Raw genomic sequence first — 18,690 nt, 5'->3', positions numbered from 1 at the left:
TAGCTGAAGACGCGTCCCGTTCAGCTAACAAACACGGACAGCCTTCCACGACACATCCTAGTTTAAGTATCTATATCGCACGAATCGTCGGCTCGCCGTAATGCGGCCGAGACAATCGAACCTTGGGTTTAAGTTGTTTTGGAATCGTCGTCCCCAACTCGAAGACCTGAGCTCAGCTTACAGCGCGAAAGATCGAAACGGAAGCAAGGCGCCAGGTAGATTCATAAGAGAGGGCAACACGGGTTTTCGGGGACTACCCTTGAAGCAAACATCCCCCTTCCATTACGATTCCAGCCGCGCTTACACTGTAAAATCTCTGCAAACGGGAACGGCATCCAACTCGAGCTCATCGCCGGCGGCGCCAGATGCCTCGCCCTGCTTTGCCCAAGGCGACGAATCGCGCAAAAAAAGGCGCCTCCCCGAAGGGAGGCGCCCGATCTAATCTTAAGAACAATAGTCTAAGGAAACTTCGAAACGCTATTCGACGACCGCTCCGTCTTGGATGCGAGAGCCGGAGCGGATCTTGGCTCCATCCTTGATCGTAACATTGTTTCCGATACGAACGAAGCGCCCGATCTCGACGTCGTTGCCAATGCGAGTATTCGCTCCGATCGAAACGAACTTGTCGATCTTCACGTCGTCGCCAAGCATCGCTCCCGTTGCGACACGGAAGAAGTAGCCTGCTTCCACGCGATCTCCAAGCGTAACATCGTCGCCAATGCGAGCGAAGAAGCTCAGCTCGGAATCCTCGCCGAGGGAGAAGCCTTCCCCGACGCGAGCGAAGAAGCCGACCTGCGAATTCGCGCCAAAGAAGGCGTTTTCGCCAAACTCGCTGAAGCGCTCGATACGGGCTCCGTCGCCCACTTGGGTGCCGTCACGGAGGATGACGAAGCGGTCGATGGAAGCGTTCTCGCCGATGAAAACAGAGTCGCCGATCCAGCTGTGCTCGCCGATTTCGCTGCCATTGCCCACCGTAACGGAGTGGCCAAGCGTGGCTCGCTGGCCAATTTCCACGTTCTCGCCAATCACGGCGTGATCGAGGATCAAGACGTGCTGCTTGATAACCGTTCCGGCGCCGACGTAGGGGTCGTAGCCGATACGGGCGTGCTTGGAGATATCCGAACCGGTATCCACGCACACGTCGCCGTAGCCGTCGCCATTGACATCTTCCTGCCCGGGGTTCGCCGCTGTCGGGCAACTGTCCTCCAAGTCGCTAACGCCATCGTTGTCGTCGTCGAGGTCGGCATTGTCGCCCACGCCGTCGCCGTCGTTGTCGCTATCCTCGGCTGGATCGAAGGGGAAGGCGTCGGAGCTGTCTGGGGTGCCGTCGTTGTCGTCGTCAGGATCGGCGTTATCGCCGATTCCATCTCCATCGTAGTCAGCGGATTCGGACGCGTCATACGGGAAGGCATCGGCGTTGTCGCCTACCGAATCCCCGTCGCTATCCTTGCTTTCCGTCGGATCGCTCGGGAAGGCATCGCTGTTGTCGCCCGTACCATCGCCGTCGGAATCGACCCATTCCGTTGGGTCAGTCGGGAAAGCGTCAGCATTGTCCCCAACGCCATCCCCGTCCGTGTCCACTTCGTAGACGAGACGTAGTTCCGTTTCGGATACTTGGACCGAAAAGAGTCCGTTCTCCGAGCCAGGCACATCGGTAACCTCGATCGAGAACCCTGCGCCGGCGAGCGAAGAAACGCCGCTACCTGCCTGCAAGATCACCCAGCTCGAATCGGCGCTTCCATCGAAGTTGGCCACGGATCCCTGCAGGCTGCTTAGCTTAACGACGATCGGATCCGGGCCAGCAAGGTAGCTGACGGCACCCTGAACGCTTAGCAAGTCCCAGCCTGTGGAACCGGCAAGCCCTTGAGCATCGTCCATTTCTACCTCCAGGACCGCGCCGGCTGCAAGGCTCAGGCTGCCAAGGGTCAATTCGCCGACGCTGCTGCCGGCCGCGAGAGCGGATCCAGCCTTCGCTTCGACGGGACCGGCGATCGTTCCGCTGCCTCCAAGGGAGGCACCTGTATCCAGAATCACCGCACTGCTGGCGCCGATGCTTCCATTTACGCTAAGCTTTCCTTCGAGAACCGAAGTCGGCCCCGAGTAGGTGTTCGCGCCGCCGAGAACGAGTTCCGAGCTGGCGCCACGCTTCACGAGCGCGATTCGCCCTTCGATCGTGCCATCGAAGCTGCCGTCCGAAAGAACGTTCAAGCTTTGAACAGCCGCTTCACTGGTTGAGGTGATCAGTCCACTTCCATGAAGCGAACCAACGCTTGCCGACAGGCTATTGCCATCGGCTACGCCTCGAGCGTTCAAGTCCAAGGTGCCGTCAACGGTGGCAGACTTGTCAGCCTTCTGGTTCACGGCCGCGTTTCCGCTCTGCCCCAGCAAGGCGCCCGGCTCGATACGCAAATCCATATTGGCCTTGTTCGGACGGGCCCGAACCACGCCTTCGGCGACTACCAACGTCCCCGTAAACAGGTTGCTGTTGCCTTCCATCGTAAGCTGGCCGGGACCGGACTTCGTAAGGACGCCAGCTCCATCGATACGGCCGACGAGCAGCTGGTTTCCTTCCACGCCGACACCGATCGTGGCATCGCCATCGAGCGTGATGCGACCAGAACTGGAGTTCAGGCGAGTCGCGGTACCTGCCGCGCCTTCCGAGTAGATCGCGCCCTTGCCGTCGATGCCGGATCCGCTAATCGAGATCATCTCGTTCTGCAGAGCGAAGCCGCTAGCGACTTCCAAGGTCGCGCCGGAGCTGACGATCGTTCCCTCGTCTTCATCCGAGGAACCGCCCAGCGCCAAGGCTTCGTCAACCAGCTTGTGGCCGGAGAAAATTTCGACCGGAGGCGTAGGTAGAATTTGGTTACCCTTCGAATCCCACTGGGCCCAAGGTACATCCATTGGATTGTTCGGAGAACTCCAAGTATCGATAACCGTAATCTGCTCGGGAACCAAGGTGGTGCCAACGTACTCGTTGTTGCGCCCCTTATTGATCACTCCACCCAGCGATACGCAGCCCACGTTGTCGGTCGCATTTTTGCCGAACACCATGATCTGGTCGGTGTAGTTGAGAATGGTGTTGTTTCTAGCCGCCTTGGAGTAGTTGCTTCCGGAGGCGTCCGGATCGGGACTCGGACGGTGGCGCCATTCGCGCCAGGTTTGGGAAACGTTAACGTAGGCTTCCTTCGGATACATGCCAGGCAGGGCCGAGCTCGTGATCGTAACGTGGTTGTTGTCACCGCCGATCAAGGCGATTGGCCAAACGCCGTTAGCAGGCTTGTCGCCGGTCAGTTCGATATCCATCACCGCGTTGTCAGCCCCGTACTGGAAGTAGACGAGCGGCCCGTTCACAGCATTGCCCTTGCAGTTTTCGAAGAGAATGTCGTCCGCTCCGGCACTGGTCGCGAAGCCGAACTCGCAGTCGTAGGCTTCCATATTCTTAACATGGAGGAAACCTTCGCCATATCCGGGAGCAACGCCGGTACGCATCCGCTCGACACGACAGTCTTCGATCAAGACGTTGCTGCTTTGCGCCGGCCAACCGTTCGTGGCTGAAGCGGAGTTTCCGTACCAGCGGAAGCCACCTTCGTGCTTAGAGATTTTGATGCCGGAAGGGATGGGTTCCTTATAGGTCGCGAATCCCCATTCCTGATACACGGGATGGGCGATGATATCGTCGCTATCCGCCATCTCGTCGCCGATCGCCTGGCAGCGACGGAAGACGATGTTGCTGGCTCCCCCTTGCAGGAAGAAGCCATGGCCAAAGCTGCGCATGTTCAAGGTCACATCCTCGACGAGAACATTGTCCGCGCCATGAGTGATCAAAAACCCGCTCTGCTTCTTGTGGGAGATGAAGGCCGCATTCGTTACTCCGCCGGAGTTTGGGCGGGCGCCCTTACCGAAAGCATCGCCAAAACCATAGGGATAGGATCCACCCGTGGTAACATCCCAATCTCGAATCACGGTGTTGGAACCGGTAACGCAAACGACCACTGAACTCTTATCCGCAGTCCATTGACGCTCATAGCCCCAAGTATCCGTACCCTTGATCGAGGTGTGGACCATCTTCAAGGTGAGGCCTTCTACCGTACAGTTGTCGCCGGAAACTTGGACAACGAACACGATGGTCCGGTTGCCGTAACCCGCTAGGTCTTCGGTGGATACGTTGAGCGTAACCCCTTCCAGATTGTAGTGCGTGTTGAAACCGCTGAGGTTCAAAAGCGGAGCGAACTCAGCCCCCCTCAGGGACTTGTCCCCAACTAACCAATACTCACCTGGAGCGAGAGTGATCTCGTGGTGATCCAAACCAGCTGCCGCTTGGAAATCCTCGATGGTGTCAACCGTCAACGCAGTGCGAGGAGCATCTGAGGCGCGAGCCGTGACCGTGAGGCGCTTGTTCGCTTCATCGAGATCGAAGCTCCAGCGCATGCGGTCGACGTGAGGGGCAAACTCCAAGCCATTGTCTACGAGCTCGCCTTCCCATTCCATCACCGTAAAGGTGCCGTAATTCTCGGCGCCCAAGAAGCTAACATCAAGCAAGGAGCCCGCCTCGAAGGTTACGTTGCCATCCCAGGAGTTCCCGGGCGTACCGTCCTTTTCGTCTACGAAGATCGGCGTCACGCCTGTAGCGGTTTCATCGATACCGATCTTCAAGACGCCACCTGTTTCCTGCACCCAACGTCCGTCGACGTTGTTGTGAGACCCGATACCCACAGCTGTTGGAGCGCTGCCGTTGACGGTGAAGGTTCCAGTGCCGCTCACCCGCACTCCGGCACGGGTGCGAAGTCGACCGTCGGAAATTTCGAAGTATCCGGTACCGCCGTTGCCGACCTGCAAGCTGTAATCACCTGCCGCCCGCGCGATATCCATTGCCCCGTCTTCGATGACGAGATTTCCGGTACCGCCACTCAATCCAAGATGGATGGTATTGATCGTTGCGGCGCCGCCTTTCATTCGCCACGTACCCGTGTATCCATTTCCACCGACACGGCTGTAGGCGGAAGAGTTCTGAGTCGCCTTGAAGCTGCCTGCGGTGTGCTCGAATTCGCCATCGCCGATCTGGTATCCAATTCTCAACGCCATCAGGTTGTCGGCCAAATTAGTTGCCAAGATCGCCTTGTTGGCCCCCACACGATCCACGATCATGTTCATGCCCGCAAAACTCATATCCAAGTCCCAGTTTTCGGCCTTGGCAAAGTCGTTGTCGCTCAAACTGTTTTCCCAGAAAAGTTGAGTAACCGGGGAACCGACAGCCGTGACCGTGAGCTTCTTGGCCGTCTCGTCGATCGCGAAGCTCCAGATGCTGGTGTCCACTCCGGGAGCGAAAGCCAGGCCTTCGTCGGTCACGGTACCTTCCCACTCCATTACGGTGAAGGTCCCATCCACAGCAGTGGAAATGTGGCTCACATCGAGCAAGGCGCCACTTTCAAACTTTACGTTGCCCTGTAGGCCCGCGCCGTCGTCGCCCACATCGTCGACGAAAATCGGAGTCACTCCGTCGCTGTCTACACGCACCTGCAACACGCCTCCCGCCTTCTGCAGCCAGAAGCCGTCAACCGAACCGTGCGAGCCGATCCCGATCTCCGTAGCGCCGGAACCTTCGACCTTGAGGGTCCCGTTCGGGCCGATCACCGCCCCGGCACGGGTCTTGAAGACGCCACCGCTCACTTCCAGCAGCCCTGAGGAGCCGCTTGCCGCTACGCCCAAATCTAGGGACGTGCTACCGAAACTGGTATCGATTTTCGAATTACCACCTCGACTGACGATAAAACTGCCGCCGCTAAGCTTAACGGTCCCCTGCCCATTCGCGCCTGCGCCGATCTGGGCCCGATGCCCGACATCCAGCTCGCCGCCGCTCACGTTCAAAGTACCAATCGCCCCGTTTCCAACCAAGAAAACAGTGTTCGATCCGGTCTGCGTCGCCTTCAGCGAGCCTCCCGAGACATTTAAAGTACCATCGCCCGTGTATCCGACATAGAGCCGGCTTACGGACGCGGAATCCGATACGGCATCGAATCCTGCCGTTCCACCATCGCTGATATAGGCCGTATCCGCGCTCGTCGGCAACGAATCCGTATCCCAATTCAAAGCAGTTTCCCACTTGGAGTCGCTTCCTCCGCTGTCCCACTTCACGGTCGCTGCGTATCCAAATTTCGCTGCGACCAAGGAAGCTCCAGCGACCGCAAAGCCCTTGAGGTATTTGTTTCCTTTATCGATCATTGATTCTTTCTGTCCAGAGCCTGGGAATCCTTATCGATAGATTCGCTGGCTCCATATTGGCGTTTCATAGGGTAGGTCCCCCATTACCGGAGAACTCAAAGCGCAGCCCAGCTAGGTCTTGTATCCAAATTTACAGACACATGTGACATAAGGGCCGAAGCGGGCGATACTCGAGGTATGGGGAATGTCCCAGTGATTGAGAAAACCGCCCTCAACACGATTCAGGAGACGCTTACACTGTAAACAAATCTCCCCGTAGCCGAGGCAGGCAATCGCCCCTTCCGTAGCCAACGAAGAGGCGCTTCAGCAATACCACTGAAGCGCCTTCGACACCCTCGCAGAAATATTCACGACCAGGTAAAGACCCTAGCCAAAAGAAAACACAAAAACCTTCACGCCTCCGGCCCGGCGTCAGGACTCGGATCCTTGCAAGCGCTCGAGCTGGAACCAAGTCAGCATCTTCAAGCCACGAGCCTGATTCGACGCAATCGGCTTCCCATCACGATCGAAGAAATAGAACTCGATTTCCGCAGAATCCTTCTGGTAGGCGCCAGTTCCCAATGCCTTCCGAAACGAAATTTCGTTGGGAACCTGTCCCATCAGGTTACTGAGCATATGGATGCGCACGGCAGAGCCCCGCTCGTTCTTGAAGCGGGAATAAGCGTCGTTCTTCACGTAGTTTACTACAACAGCACAAATAACTTCATCCAGATCAACGTTTGGGGTAAGTTGCAACTTCACGTATAGTGTGTCGAACGCTCCCTCCAAGTCGAACTCGTCATCTATAACCATCTGTTCAATCTCCTCCTCGTAATCCTCGGCTTCCTGCGTTGCCTCCGCCGCCTCGCTAAAGGGATCAATGGTACCAGCATTCCCCTCCGCGTCATCATCGCCTCCATCTAATTCACCAGTGAAGATCTGAAATTCGACTTCGCGCTTCCGTCGTTCCGCCTCCTTCAGCAGGAAATCCTCTTTCTCCAATTTCTTTCCGTACGAGTAGTCGATTTCAACATCGTCAACCTTTACGAACTCGTCCGAGATTCCCACTACCGCTTCGACGAGACATTGTTCAGTTTGCTTCGCTCGCTTTAAACCGTTCGTTGTATCCAAATACAGGTTACCTTCCTTCACTGATACTACAGGACAAATTTCGTCCTTGTGCCTCACCAAGAGCTTAGCGCCTAGAAAAACGTAATGACCGCTTTCGGAATTTGGATCCGCTGCAAAATTATCGTCATCCTGCCCTTGCACATACGATAGATAACCACCTAAAACGACAAGAAACACCCCCAATTTAACCATTTTCATATCAGTCCTTTCCTTAATCTTCCAGTAAGCTCGAATAAACGATACGCTCCAATTCGCTTCGTTTAGCCAGTTGAGCGATGCGGGAGTAGTAGTCCCGAACCCAATCGTTCTCTCCCAATGCGAGAGCCGACTCGAGCGCTTCCAACGCTGCGGAAAAATTTTTCTGGTCTACCCTGATCTGGGCCTGCAAAACAAGCGATTCAGCGGCAAACAGGGGGCTACGTCCCGCTCTTTCCAAAGACAACAACGCCCCTACAGCGTCACCGTTGCGGTACTGCAAACGCCCCAACAAGATGGTCGCTTCGCCATCATTTGGCGACACGTTCAAAACCTCTTTCACCAAAAGCGTCGCGTCATGCAACTCCCCCGCCGCTTCAGCAACTCCCGCCCGATAGAGCAACACCGCATTACGCTCCTCGACGCTTGGTTCCGACTCTTGCTCTAGGAAGGTCGAAACTAGTTCGTCCGCTTCTGCCATTCTCCCATTTCCGTGCAGCAGGCGAGCGCAGCGAAGCAAGGAAGCCCCACTCACCCCGTACCCCTGAGCGATCATTTCCTCGTACACGCCTCGAGCAAGCGAAGGCAAGGACTCGTTGACGTAAAGCGTCCCCAGCATAGCTAAGCTAGCCTCGCTCCCCAGCCTGGCGCCTCGAAGAAACTCTAGGCATGCGATCGCGTTCCTCGGTTCCTTCAAACGAATCCAACAATTCGCCAGTTCCATCCAATACGCGGCCTCGTCCGGGCGCTTGCGGACCAACTCCTGCAGTAGGACGCTCGCCTGCCGAAAATCCTGCAAAGCCCTTAGGGAGGCGATCTTTCCACGCATCCACCGAATATTGCCCGGCTCGTAGAGAATCGCCTGTGTGTAAGCCGATAAGGACGAGAGATACTCCTTTTTTTGGTAAAAGCAGTAGCCTATCTGACCGAAGGTATAAGGATCAGTATCGCCCAATTGGATACTCCTCGTCAAAGCGTCCAAGGCATTGTCTAAACTATCGCCATGCAGGTATAGCATACCGATCGCCCGCCACGCTCGCAAGTAGTCCGGATACTTGCCGATCGCGTTTTTGAAGGCTGTCTCCGCCTTTTCAATACGGTCATGCTGTGCATACATATTCCCCAGCATGTAATCAAAGGATGCGGACAAGTCCTTGTTGTTCTCGGTCAGTCCCTCGATCATTTCCAGAGCAAAGTCCGGATCATCTTCCAAAAAGGGTACGAACTTTTCCAAGATAGCATATTCGGCCATATTGAGTTTCGGCTCTCGCTCCGACAAAAAACCAAAACTCCCCTTTACCCGAGCCTCAAACTCTTCCCTGCTAATCGGCTTGCCAACCTCGATTCCCTTCAAGTTCCAATCCTCCGCTTCGACACCTGAGGCCAGGAGCAGAAGGAGAAAGGGCAAAAACAACTTCAGTCCGTATTCCATCTCTAAAAGCTTAGAGGGCTACCGCTGCCTAGGTTAATCACAATCGTTTGCCTCACCCAGCAGCGGACGACTCGCTTGCCCTTGCGGGCGGGGAAGAACACCCAAGAATCTAAGGACTTCAAAACCTGTTCATTCACTTCCGGATGGGTGCACTCGAGCACGTAGCGTTGCCCCACTTTCCCCTTCTCGTCCACCGCGAACATCAGACGGATCCGCACCTTGCCACCTTTCTCGTTCGTCCTCACCTCTGGCATGACTCGGTGCACGACCTCAGGTATAATATCCACTTCCTTTCGCTCGTATACGTAACTCTCCTTCACCGCCTCCATAGTCACCGATTCAGAGTTAAGCCGCACATCGAACTGCCTTAATACGTCCTTATCTTTTTCCGGCTCGATCTTCACATCCATCAAGGCCACTGCCTCCTGCGAGCGAAACGCCTTGAAATCGAAAGCCTGCGGAGGGGGAGGAGGAGTCTCCACCGTTGGCGGCTCCTCGCGAATATCTGGCGGCGGCGGCAAGACGATCGCTTCCGCGATCTGCAGCTGGCGCTCGAGCTCGGGCTGGCTCGTCGGCTTTCCGCTAAGCGCGACCAAATAGAGCAGAAGGCCCGACATCAGCAGGCTGCCGCCCCACGGGATCAACCTGCTCAGCGAATCTGGATACGCGTATAACTGTTCGCTGCCCATCGCCATCCTTCAATCAAGCGTCGAAAAATTAACCTTCTCGGCGCCCGCCGCCTCCGCTTCTCCGTACACTGCCGAGAACACCCCGTGATCCGCCTTCTTGTCCGCCTGGATGATAACCGGAATCGACTCTCTCGCCAGTTGACGTTTCACCATCGGACCTACTCCCGACACGCCGATCTCCTTGCCCGCGTAGAAGACGCGATTGTCTTCGGTGATCGCGATCAACATGCTTTGCTTGTCGAGGGGACTGGACGACGCAGCTTCCGGTTTGTTTACATCGACGCCGGTTTCGTCGATGAAGACGGTCGTCACGATATAGAATATCAACAAAATGAATACGCAGTCGATCAGCGGCGAAAGGTTGATCTCCGCTTGCTCGTCTGCTGCAGACTGCTCGACTATCTTTTTGCGAATCATGCAGCAGCAAGCTCCTTTTCCTTGACCACCGCGACCTCCAGCGCGTTGGCGACCAGTCGCGCTTGCCGCAGCTTGCGACGAATCAAAAAACCGAGAAACAAGGCCGGCAAGGCGACGACCAAACCAGCGTTCGTCGTAACCAGCGCCTTCGAAATCCCGCCTGCCACCATCACGGAAGTGTCCCCTCCTGTATCGGAGATACCCTCGAAGGTGTCGATCATTCCGATAATGGTCCCGAGCAGACCCAACAACGGGGCCGCAGCGACCCCGATCTTTAAGCGAAACAAATCGGACTGGGCCTTCAGCGTAAAGCGCTGCACCGCTCGTTTGAAGAGCGAACGTACCTCCTCCGCATCTAAATCCGGCCGATTCGCGTAACCTACGATCCGTACCCAAGGGTCTGGTACACGCATCCTCCAGCCGCCACCACTCACCCATTCATCCAAACTCCGGTACGGTGCCGCCACCCGCCCCACTAGCAGGAGGGAGCGAAACGCGGTCCCGTAGATATGCACCGACAGCAAAGCGATAGCCACGATGATCAAACCTCCATCGCTAAACAGCTTCCAGTATAACGCTATCGCCCCATCAAGCACAGCGATCCTTTCGCTTCTTCGCCTTCCTCAGGCCCACTACAAAATCGGCCGCAAACTCTTCCAGCTCCGCGACCCGCTCTTTCGCAAGTCGATTCAGCAAGCCGTGCAGCAACAAGGTCGGAATCGCAACCAACAAGCCAAACTCGGTCGTCACCAACGCCTCCGAAATGCCGGACGAAAGCGACTTCGCTTCCCCCGAGCCAAAGACCGTGATCAGCGCGAAGGTCTTGATCATGCCTACCACCGTTCCCAGCAAGCCCATAAGCGGCGTGGTCGCGGCGATCAAAGCCAGCAAGGGAAGCTTGCGCTCCAGCCGCGTCTTCTCCTTCTGCAAAACACCGAGAACGACCTCGTCCAAGACCTCGTCCTCCTCATCCCGATTCTGCAAGGCGAGCCGCACGATCTCGCCGTAGGGAGCGCCCAGCTGACTCGATTTTTCCAAGGCCGCATCACCCTCCCCCTTCGTCAGCAAGTCCAGAATCTGGTTCGCTTGCTCGTTCGGCGAACGGCGTCGGCTGGCAAATTGCAGGAACTTCAGCAACGCAACGACAAGCGACAGACCCGCGAACGCGATGATCGCATAACCGACGTACCCGCCCTTTTGCACGTGCTCGCGAATCGACCAACGGGCGCTCTGGAGACCAGCCGCCTTGCCCAAGCTCGCGTCCAAGGCCATCACCCCTTCGCCGCCGCCCAGGGCTTTGGCGAAGCTTTCCGGCTCCAAGCCAGGCGTATCCAAAAGTACCGGCTCCGACAGGTTCGTCTCGGCCACAGCCAAACCGATTTGAGCTGCATCGCCGCTCATAAAAAACACCGACGGCCCATACAAAAGGTAATCTCCTTCGAGCAAGGTTCCGTCCTTGGCAACAGCCTTGCCCGAAAACTGAGCTCCCCCCAAAAGCTGCTCCAAGCGCTCGGTCGCCTTGTCGAGCAAATCGAATTGAGCCGTAATCTTCTCGGCGCTGGCAGGCGCTAGCTCCGACCCCACGCCCATGCGAAACTCCCGAAAACCATCTCCATAGAGCTGCTCCTCGCTGGCATGGATCCCCACTTCGAAGTCGCCGATAAACTCGTTCAACATCGAATCCACATAGTTCAGATGCTGCGCTCTCTCGTCCACATCCTCACGCAATTCCTTTAGCTCGCTTTGCAAGCCGGATTTCGAGAGCAAGGCAGTCTCGATCTCATTCCTGAGGCGCGCCACCTGCAAACGATCGACGGAAACCGCCTCGAGAAGCGGCGCCTTTTCCTTCGAAATCTCAGCGTTCACTTGCTTCAGCTCTTCGATGGACGCAGCCAATTTTTCCTCGAAACGCAAAGCCTGCTCCTCTAGAAACCGGCTCTCCTCGCCCCATCCTTCGGCAGCAAGCAGGCCTGCGCAGGCGACCGCAGCAAACGCCCGAATCATTGCGGCACCTCCTTCAAAATCGACACCGGCACTCCCACGAACGCCGCGTCCGCAGCGCCTTGCTGCACCTCTATCAACTGGGCGATCTGCTCCGAAAAGTCGGAACGGTCCGTCCAGCGCCAGCCCGTCGCTGACGGCTTGCCCACCTGGGCGAACTGGCCCTGCCAGTCGATGGCATAGGCTGCCGCTAAGCCCCAATATAAAACCTTCATCTGTCGCTCCTGGCCCTCCACCAGGCGGGTCTCATTCACGAAGGTGAGCTCTCGATTGAACTTGCCCGCCTCGGACAGAACCGAAACCAGGTACCTCAATCGCGCGCTCGCGTTCAAGCTAGACCGGTCCTTCTCCGCCGGAATCACCGAGCCCAGTCGCTCCTTTAAAGGATCCGGAAATGCGGAATACAAGCCCATCAAGCGAGTTTCCAGTTTCAGCAACCGCGACTCCACCATCCGCAGCAAATCGGAATAGCGATCCTTGTCCGCCAACGCTGCCAAACGAGCTTCGTCGGACCGAGAGTTAACGCTCTTCAGCGTGCCGCGTCGCTCCTCAAGTTCCTCGAGCTCCATCTGCATCAGCTTCGCCTCGTGAGCCAAAAGCCGTTGCTGCTCGGCCCAATCGCGACGCGTTTCCTCGATCACGCGCTTAGTATCGACCCATTGGGCAATCGTATCCTGCACGTGATCGACCGAGGCCGCATTCAGCAACGCAGACGCAGCTGCAACCATGCAGCCGACTAGGAATTTTCGGAGGCCAAATAGCCGCATCATAATTACTTTGGTCGGTTAACCAAGGGGGTGGAAAAAGGCATCGCTCGCCAACGTCGGTTGGTCGACGCTCGCATAACTCTGTGGGGAACCGCCGCAGCGGCCAATTACTTAATTACCAGTCCCCCACAATTAGGAAGCCCCCCTTCAAGTTACATTGGTAACCGTGGCTTATCCCGCAAAAAAAAGACGGCTTCCCGATCAGGAAACCGTCTCCGCAAATTTCGAATCGATCGCGGCGCCTACTCCCAGACGTGGGAACCTTCCAGCAGCTCGCTGTAATGCGTCTTCAGCTTTTGCGTCAGCCGCTCTTTCAATTCCGGGTGACTGAAGGAGATATCTCGGGCTTCCCCGATGTCGTAGCGCACGTTGTAGATTTCCACGTCGACCAGCTGGGCCGCCTTCACTTCCTCGATATTGTGGGCGCCGAGGTTTGGAGTACGGGCCAAATCCAAACGGCCGAGCACCTTCCAGTCTCCGTCACGCATGGCGAGCTGGCGCTCGTTCAAGGCATTGTAGAACGCCCAGACCAGCGGCTTCTCGCGCTCGATCGCCTCACCCTCCAGGGCTGGCAAAAAGTTAGCTCCGTCCAGCTCGAGACCCGCTGGCACCTCAGCACCGGCTAGATCGCAAAAAGTCGGCAGGAAATCGAGGGCCGACACGACTTCGTCCGACACTTGTCCGGCTGCGATCTGCCCAGGCCAACGCATTATACCCGACACGCGGAAACCTGCCTCCGTCGTCCACAGCTTCATGCCGCGCAGCGGATCGGCGCGTCCCCAGGAACGGGACGAGCGCTCGTAGCGATTCAGGGTCTCGGGACCATTGTCCGAGGTGAAAATTACCAGCGTATCCTCGTCCGCCCCGGATTCTTCCAGGTAGTCGAGCAGTCGGCCCACCGCCCGGTCCACGTTTTCCACGTTGGCAAAGTATTCCGCTTCCTTTTCCGAGAAGGCAACATTGCGGTAGGACGCAGTCAGCTCTTCCGGCGACGCCACCGGCTCGTGCGGCTCATGGAAGGCGAGAAAGAGAAAAAACGGTTGCTCGCTATTCTTGGAGCGCAACCCTTCCATCCAGTCGATTCCTTCGTCGACCACGATCTGGCAGCTGTAGCCTTCCAGCTCGCCTACGGGTTCGCCATTGCGAACGTAGTTGATGGGGTTGGCGTGGGAAGGGGCCGCGTTGTTGTGGGTAGCGAGCCAGTGGTCGAAGCCGGCGTCCCCCGGTTGCGGCTGGGCTGGCGAGTTGAAAATGGAATTGCAGTGCCACTTGCCGGCCATGGCGGTCGCGTATCCAGATTTCTTGAGCAACTGCGGAATCGTTACCTCGGAAGCGCGCATGTGCACGTCCCCGCGACGGTCTTTGGTTCCCGGACGTCCCGGCGGGATCCAGTCGTAAACTCCCGCCCGATTGGGGCTGCGGCCCGTCAGCAGGCCTACCCGCGAAGGCGAGCACACCGGAGCCGTGGAATAAAAGTCAGTGAAGCGAATCCCTTCCGCCGCCATCTGGTCCAAATGCGGCGTCTTTATGTACGGGTGCCCGTAGCTGGCCAAATCCCCGTATCCTAAATCGTCACACAAAACGACGATGATATTAGGCCTTTCATCGGCCGCACGCAGGCCGACCGAAAGGCTGAAGGCAGCCAAAAACAAACAAGCTATTTTATACATACCAAATCAATTTATTCTTAGAAGTATAGGCGGTCAACCTTCCATAACCCCAGTCCTGAACTGGTCGAAGAGATCAAGGGCAACCTAATCAAAAACACCTTCGTGGAGGATTAATAATCTTAACATCGCTCCTGCGTCGCTAGATCCGCTGCGCGGCAAGGATCCGACTGCGTCGGCGAGGACCGAAGAGAGTAGTCGAAAGACCGGAGCCACCAACAAACTCCTCGCCGGTCGAAGACCGGACCCTCGCTCTGCGAAGCAGGGATCAAGCGCAGCGTTGTTAAAGAACATCATCGTTGTGGGATCGTAAATTTAACATCGCTCCTGCGTCGCTAGACCCGCTGCGCGGCAAGGATCCGACTGCGTCGGCGAGGACCGAAGCGGTAGTCGAAAAGACGAAGCCACCAACAAACTCCTCGCCGGTCGAAGACCGGATCCATGCCCTGCAAAGCAGGGATCAAGTGCAGCGTTGTTAAAGAACATCATCGTTGCGGGATCGTAAATCTTAACATCGCTCCTGCGTCGCTAGATCCGCTGCGAGGCAAGGATCCGACTGCGTCGGCAAGAACCGAAGCGGGTAGTCGAAAGACCGAAGCCATCAACAAATTCCTCGCCGGTCGAAGACCGGATCCTCGCCCTGCGAAGCAGGGATCAAGCGCAGCGTTGTTAAAGAACACCTTCGTGGCAGGGTCTAAACAAGCTACGCCTTCCTTCCGTCGAATTCTCTTAACTGTCACCCTATGGATACGCCCCAAGGCATATCCATACTGTATTCGATTCACATATACGCGAAACAACCCTAGAGTTCGATCTTCACTACCGTGACAGGAGAGTCTCCAACTTTCGATGGAAGCGCGATCGTTCCCTTCTTTGCATCGAAGCTAACCTTGGACTTCGGTTCAGCGAGCAGACTGACCCGCTTCGCCTTGATCGCCCCATCGATCGGCAGAACGCCGTCCTCCGGCCAGTCGTAGACATGGGCGTAGATCACTCCGTCCTTAGCCGTGTAGCGTCCCCAGTCGGGCTTGGCGTAAGGACTCGCCTTGGCTCCGTAGATGGCCTCGCCATTCACCTTCAGCCACGCGCCCATTTCCTCCAAGCGCTCGACGCTCGGCTGCGGAATTTCGCCTTCCCCAGTCGGTCCCACGTTCAGCAAAAGATTGCCGCCCTTGGATACGATTTCCACCAACATCTCAATAAGGTACTCCGAGCTCTTCCAGTCGTGGTCGAAGTGCTTGTACCCCCAAGTATGGTTCATGGTGATACAGGATTCCCAGTCGACTCCTTCGAAGCCAGTGTCTGGGACTTCCTTCTCAGGGGTACCGAAATCACCCGCGAAATTGCCCTCGCGGTTCAAGCCCGCCATTCCCTGACGTCCCTTGTCGACGCGGTTGTTCACGATCGTATTAGGCTGGAGCTCGCGAATGAACGCGTACAGCTCCTTGCCCATTTCGGTGGTGTAGTCAGGAATCCAGTCCCCATCGAACCAAACCACTCCCACGTCGCCGTATTCCGTCAACAACTCCTTAATCTGCGGCTTCAGGTAGTTTTCGAAATACTCTGGAAACTCGGGATTGAAGACGGACTTGTCCTTCTGGCCTGCATTGTAATTTGGATACAAGGGCGCCTGCGCTTGAGGGTGGTGCCAGTCGACGATGGAGTAATAAAAGCACATCTTGATCCCTTCCCGCCGACAAGCCTCCGCCAGCTCGTCCAGGATATCGCGCTTAAAGGGCGAAGCGTCGATAACGTCGTAATCGGTCACCTTGGAGTCCCACAAGCAGAAGCCATCGTGGTGCTTAGTGGTGATCACGATGTACTTCATGCCCGCATTCTTCGCAATCGCGACCCACTCGTCCGCATCGAACTTCACCGGATTGAACTGAGCCGCAAACTTCTCGTACTCGGCTACCGGGATATCGAGCTTTTCCATGATCCACTCGGCGATCCCCTTCACGCGCTGTCCCTTGTACTCTCCGGCCGGAATCGAATACAATCCCCAGTGGATGAACATGCCAAAGCCGGCGTCCCGCCACCACTCCATGCGCTCGTCGTCGCTCAGCGGTTGCTTCACCTCCGAACTCTGGGCAACAGAGCTCAGCATCACGGCCATTAAAACTAAAAGTCCGAATATCTTTTTTCTCTTCATGGGGCTAAAAATCACAATTAACAGTATTCACAGTTCTCATACATATCACTCCACCGGACGGTAGGTGATGGAAATGAGCCCCTTCGCGAGCGGCTCCTTGAAATTGATCCCGATGCGCTGCGGTACCTTGCCGCTGCCCATCCTCGTGGTGATCTCGTCGACTACGATTTCGACGTCCCCACCCTCGGCCCGGATCTCCGCCCGAACGACCTGATCGTCCGTCTTAAATAGCACCGTATGGGAATCGAGCACTTCGTAATCGGAGTAAGTCATCATGGCAGTGCCGAAGGGGATCGGTTCCGCAGCGGAAAAGACGTCTTCCACCCGAATCGTGCCCGCCCCCGCCTTGTCGTTCTCCATGCTTCGCTCCAGCGAACGAAGCTCGGGCATCTCGTAGGCGCGACGGATATCCATCACCACGCGATCGTAGCCAGCCCGAAACTCCGTATGCAAAACCTTTCCCTCGAATTCCCGACCGTTCGACTGGCGCTTGCCGTTCACGTAGGGCACCGGATGTCCCCAGGAGCTGCGAGCGTCGTTATCGGGATCGAAGCCACCCGCGATGTAGGAAGGCGAGCTGGGATCGGCGACCGGAAAGTCATCGCCCAACACGATCGTATAGCTGCCCACGTCGCTGTGGTTGTGGTTCTCGTCGTTGTGGCCCGCCTTGATTGCGATCGAGAAACGTTCCTTCTGCGTTCCGCGCGAGATCACGATTCCCATGTCGTCAAAGTAAGTCACGTCCGCCAAGACCATCTTCTCCCCCGCATACTCCGGCAACGGATCCTTCCAGTGAATCAACTGCTCGACCGCGTCCTTGAACTCCAGTTGGTAAGGCCACTTGGAACCGTAATGCTTGGCCGCCATGGCCCCCGCGAACTGGAAACCGGAACCATCAATCTTCGCGGTCGGCTTGGAATCCGAAAACGCAGGAAAGCATCCCTCCTGGATGTGGATATTCTCCGGAAAGTTTCCGACCGCCCGCAGCTTCTCCGGATTGTTCCAAACGAAGAGATCCACCATGCCTCCGGTATAGTCATGCAAGATTTCGGCAAGATACAGGTAGTGCCCGAATCCATAGCCCCAGTAGCCAATGCCCTCCGAACAATAGCCATCCTCGCCAAATCCGCTCAGGTAGTGCACCATGCTGTTCAAGGCGCTGCCGATGGCCGCTACTCGCTTCTCGTGATCGTCGACGCTAGCGATAATTGAATACACGGTACCGCTGGTGCACACCGAGTTCCAATTGCTGGTGCTCTTGATCCAATGGTTGTTTTGATCGTTCTCGCGACAGCTGGTCAAATACGTATCCAACATTCTCCAACGCAGCTGCTCGTCGATCTCCTTCAACAGGGCCGCGGGCAAGCGATCCCCTAGCAAGGTTTTCGCAAGAGCGAGGTCCGAACCAAATTTCCGAGCGCCCAAATCGATGGAAACCCGTCGCCCTTCCAGCACGCCGTTATCGTTGTCGTCGTGATTGGGATGCAACCACGACTTCATGGCCATGATCGCCTTCAAGTACTGCTCGATCTGCGGCAAGTAACGCCCCTTGTCCTCGATGCACTCCGCCAAGATGAAGCGCTCGAGCCGCTCCATCGTGCGATAGTAGCGCGGCTTGTAGATGGGACGGTTGCCTTCCTTGTTAGCCCGTCGATAATTTTCGTCCGAAATCGGCACCTCCGGCTTCTTGTCCCGATTGGCCCGCGCCGCCTTCACCCACTCGCGTCCCGACTGCGAAACCGCGATGGCATTCCAAAACGCCCGGTCCGAAATCGGCGGAGCAGCCTGGAAACGCTCGCGGGGCACCAGCGGCCTCAACAGCTCCAGCTGCGCCTCCGATGGATAGATAATGCCCTCGTCCGCGAGGGAGAGGTACTCGCCAATATCCAGTTTCGCCGCGGCGCTCAGACCGGAGAACAACGCGACGCACAACAGGGACGTCAGTTTGAGATTCATATCTATTCTTCGCAGGGGTTCAGCAACAGGGGGATTGGCAAACGAGCTCCGATTCCTCCGACCGAGAGGTAGGAATTCGTGC

Annotated in this window: 11 protein-coding genes; all 11 read right to left on the bottom strand. The window is 56.7% G+C overall.

The window, feature by feature from the left end; genetic code table 11:
• Positions 1 to 477: 477 nt before the first annotated feature.
• The 11 genes from QEH57_RS22560 to QEH57_RS22510 all read right to left on the bottom strand — a co-directional run bounded on the left by QEH57_RS22560 (position 478) and on the right by QEH57_RS22510 (position 18,608).
• A complete protein-coding gene (locus QEH57_RS22560) occupies positions 478 to 6,222 on the bottom strand; it encodes a thrombospondin type 3 repeat-containing protein (RefSeq protein WP_309009063.1) in 5,745 nt (1,914 codons plus the stop codon).
• Between the two features lie 411 nt (positions 6,223 to 6,633).
• A complete protein-coding gene (locus QEH57_RS22555) occupies positions 6,634 to 7,530 on the bottom strand; it encodes a hypothetical protein (RefSeq protein ID WP_309009062.1) in 897 nt (298 codons plus the stop codon).
• Positions 7,531 to 7,543: 13 nt separating this feature from the next.
• Positions 7,544 to 8,959 (bottom strand): tetratricopeptide repeat protein, encoded by a 1,416-nt coding sequence (locus QEH57_RS22550; protein WP_309009061.1) that lies wholly within the window; start codon positions 8,957 to 8,959, stop codon positions 7,544 to 7,546.
• Positions 8,960 to 8,961: 2 nt separating this feature from the next.
• Entirely contained in the window at positions 8,962 to 9,648 is a 687-nt protein-coding gene (locus QEH57_RS22545) for a hypothetical protein (RefSeq protein WP_309009060.1), read from the bottom strand.
• A 9-nt stretch (positions 9,649 to 9,657) separates the two neighbouring features.
• Complete coding sequence (locus QEH57_RS22540; protein WP_309009059.1) at positions 9,658 to 10,065, bottom strand: biopolymer transporter ExbD; 408 nt, start codon at positions 10,063 to 10,065, stop codon at positions 9,658 to 9,660.
• On the bottom strand, positions 10,062 to 10,601 hold the full coding sequence (locus QEH57_RS22535) for a MotA/TolQ/ExbB proton channel family protein (protein WP_309009058.1): 540 nt from the start codon (positions 10,599 to 10,601) through the stop codon (positions 10,062 to 10,064). Before QEH57_RS22535 ends, QEH57_RS22540 begins: the two co-directional genes overlap by 4 nt.
• A 52-nt stretch (positions 10,602 to 10,653) precedes the next feature.
• Positions 10,654 to 12,069 carry a MotA/TolQ/ExbB proton channel family protein gene (locus tag QEH57_RS22530; RefSeq protein ID WP_309009057.1) on the bottom strand — a complete coding sequence of 472 codons (1,416 nt, stop codon included), beginning with the start codon at positions 12,067 to 12,069 and terminating at the stop codon, positions 10,654 to 10,656.
• Positions 12,066 to 12,836, bottom strand: coding sequence for a DUF3450 family protein (locus QEH57_RS22525; RefSeq protein ID WP_309009056.1), 771 nt, complete (start codon positions 12,834 to 12,836; stop codon positions 12,066 to 12,068). Before QEH57_RS22525 ends, QEH57_RS22530 begins: the two co-directional genes overlap by 4 nt.
• A gap of 239 nt (positions 12,837 to 13,075) precedes the next feature.
• Positions 13,076 to 14,503 carry a sulfatase-like hydrolase/transferase gene (locus QEH57_RS22520; protein WP_309009055.1) on the bottom strand — a complete coding sequence of 476 codons (1,428 nt, stop codon included), beginning with the start codon at positions 14,501 to 14,503 and terminating at the stop codon, positions 13,076 to 13,078.
• Positions 14,504 to 15,302: 799 nt separating this feature from the next.
• Positions 15,303 to 16,652 (bottom strand): alpha-L-fucosidase, encoded by a 1,350-nt coding sequence (locus QEH57_RS22515; RefSeq protein ID WP_309009054.1) that lies wholly within the window; start codon positions 16,650 to 16,652, stop codon positions 15,303 to 15,305.
• Between the two features lie 45 nt (positions 16,653 to 16,697).
• Positions 16,698 to 18,608, bottom strand: a complete 1,911-nt coding sequence (locus QEH57_RS22510) for a hypothetical protein (protein WP_309009053.1) — start codon at positions 18,606 to 18,608, stop codon at positions 16,698 to 16,700.
• Between the last annotated feature and the right edge of the window lie 82 nt (positions 18,609 to 18,690).

The sequence above is a fragment of the Pelagicoccus sp. SDUM812005 genome (assembly GCF_031127875.1).
In the GTDB taxonomy this organism is placed as follows: domain Bacteria; phylum Verrucomicrobiota; class Verrucomicrobiia; order Opitutales; family Opitutaceae; genus Pelagicoccus.
Note: the sequence above shows the minus strand (reverse complement) of the source record. Positions and strands in the feature narration are given on the sequence as shown.

Excerpts from the sequence above, each read along its gene's own strand:
- QEH57_RS22560 (WP_309009063.1), bottom strand. The coding sequence starts at position 6,222 with ATGATCGATAAAGGAAACAAATACCTCAAGGGCTTTGCGGTCGCTGGA.
- QEH57_RS22555 (WP_309009062.1), bottom strand. The coding sequence starts at position 7,530 with ATGAAAATGGTTAAATTGGGGGTGTTTCTTGTCGTTTTAGGTGGTTAT.
- QEH57_RS22550 (WP_309009061.1), bottom strand. The coding sequence starts at position 8,959 with ATGGAATACGGACTGAAGTTGTTTTTGCCCTTTCTCCTTCTGCTCCTG.
- QEH57_RS22545 (WP_309009060.1), bottom strand. The coding sequence starts at position 9,648 with ATGGGCAGCGAACAGTTATACGCGTATCCAGATTCGCTGAGCAGGTTG.
- QEH57_RS22540 (WP_309009059.1), bottom strand. The coding sequence starts at position 10,065 with ATGATTCGCAAAAAGATAGTCGAGCAGTCTGCAGCAGACGAGCAAGCG.
- QEH57_RS22530 (WP_309009057.1), bottom strand. The coding sequence starts at position 12,069 with ATGATTCGGGCGTTTGCTGCGGTCGCCTGCGCAGGCCTGCTTGCTGCC.
- QEH57_RS22525 (WP_309009056.1), bottom strand. The coding sequence starts at position 12,836 with ATGATGCGGCTATTTGGCCTCCGAAAATTCCTAGTCGGCTGCATGGTT.
- QEH57_RS22520 (WP_309009055.1), bottom strand. The coding sequence starts at position 14,503 with ATGTATAAAATAGCTTGTTTGTTTTTGGCTGCCTTCAGCCTTTCGGTC.
- QEH57_RS22515 (WP_309009054.1), bottom strand. The coding sequence starts at position 16,652 with ATGAAGAGAAAAAAGATATTCGGACTTTTAGTTTTAATGGCCGTGATG.
- QEH57_RS22510 (WP_309009053.1), bottom strand. The coding sequence starts at position 18,608 with ATGAATCTCAAACTGACGTCCCTGTTGTGCGTCGCGTTGTTCTCCGGT.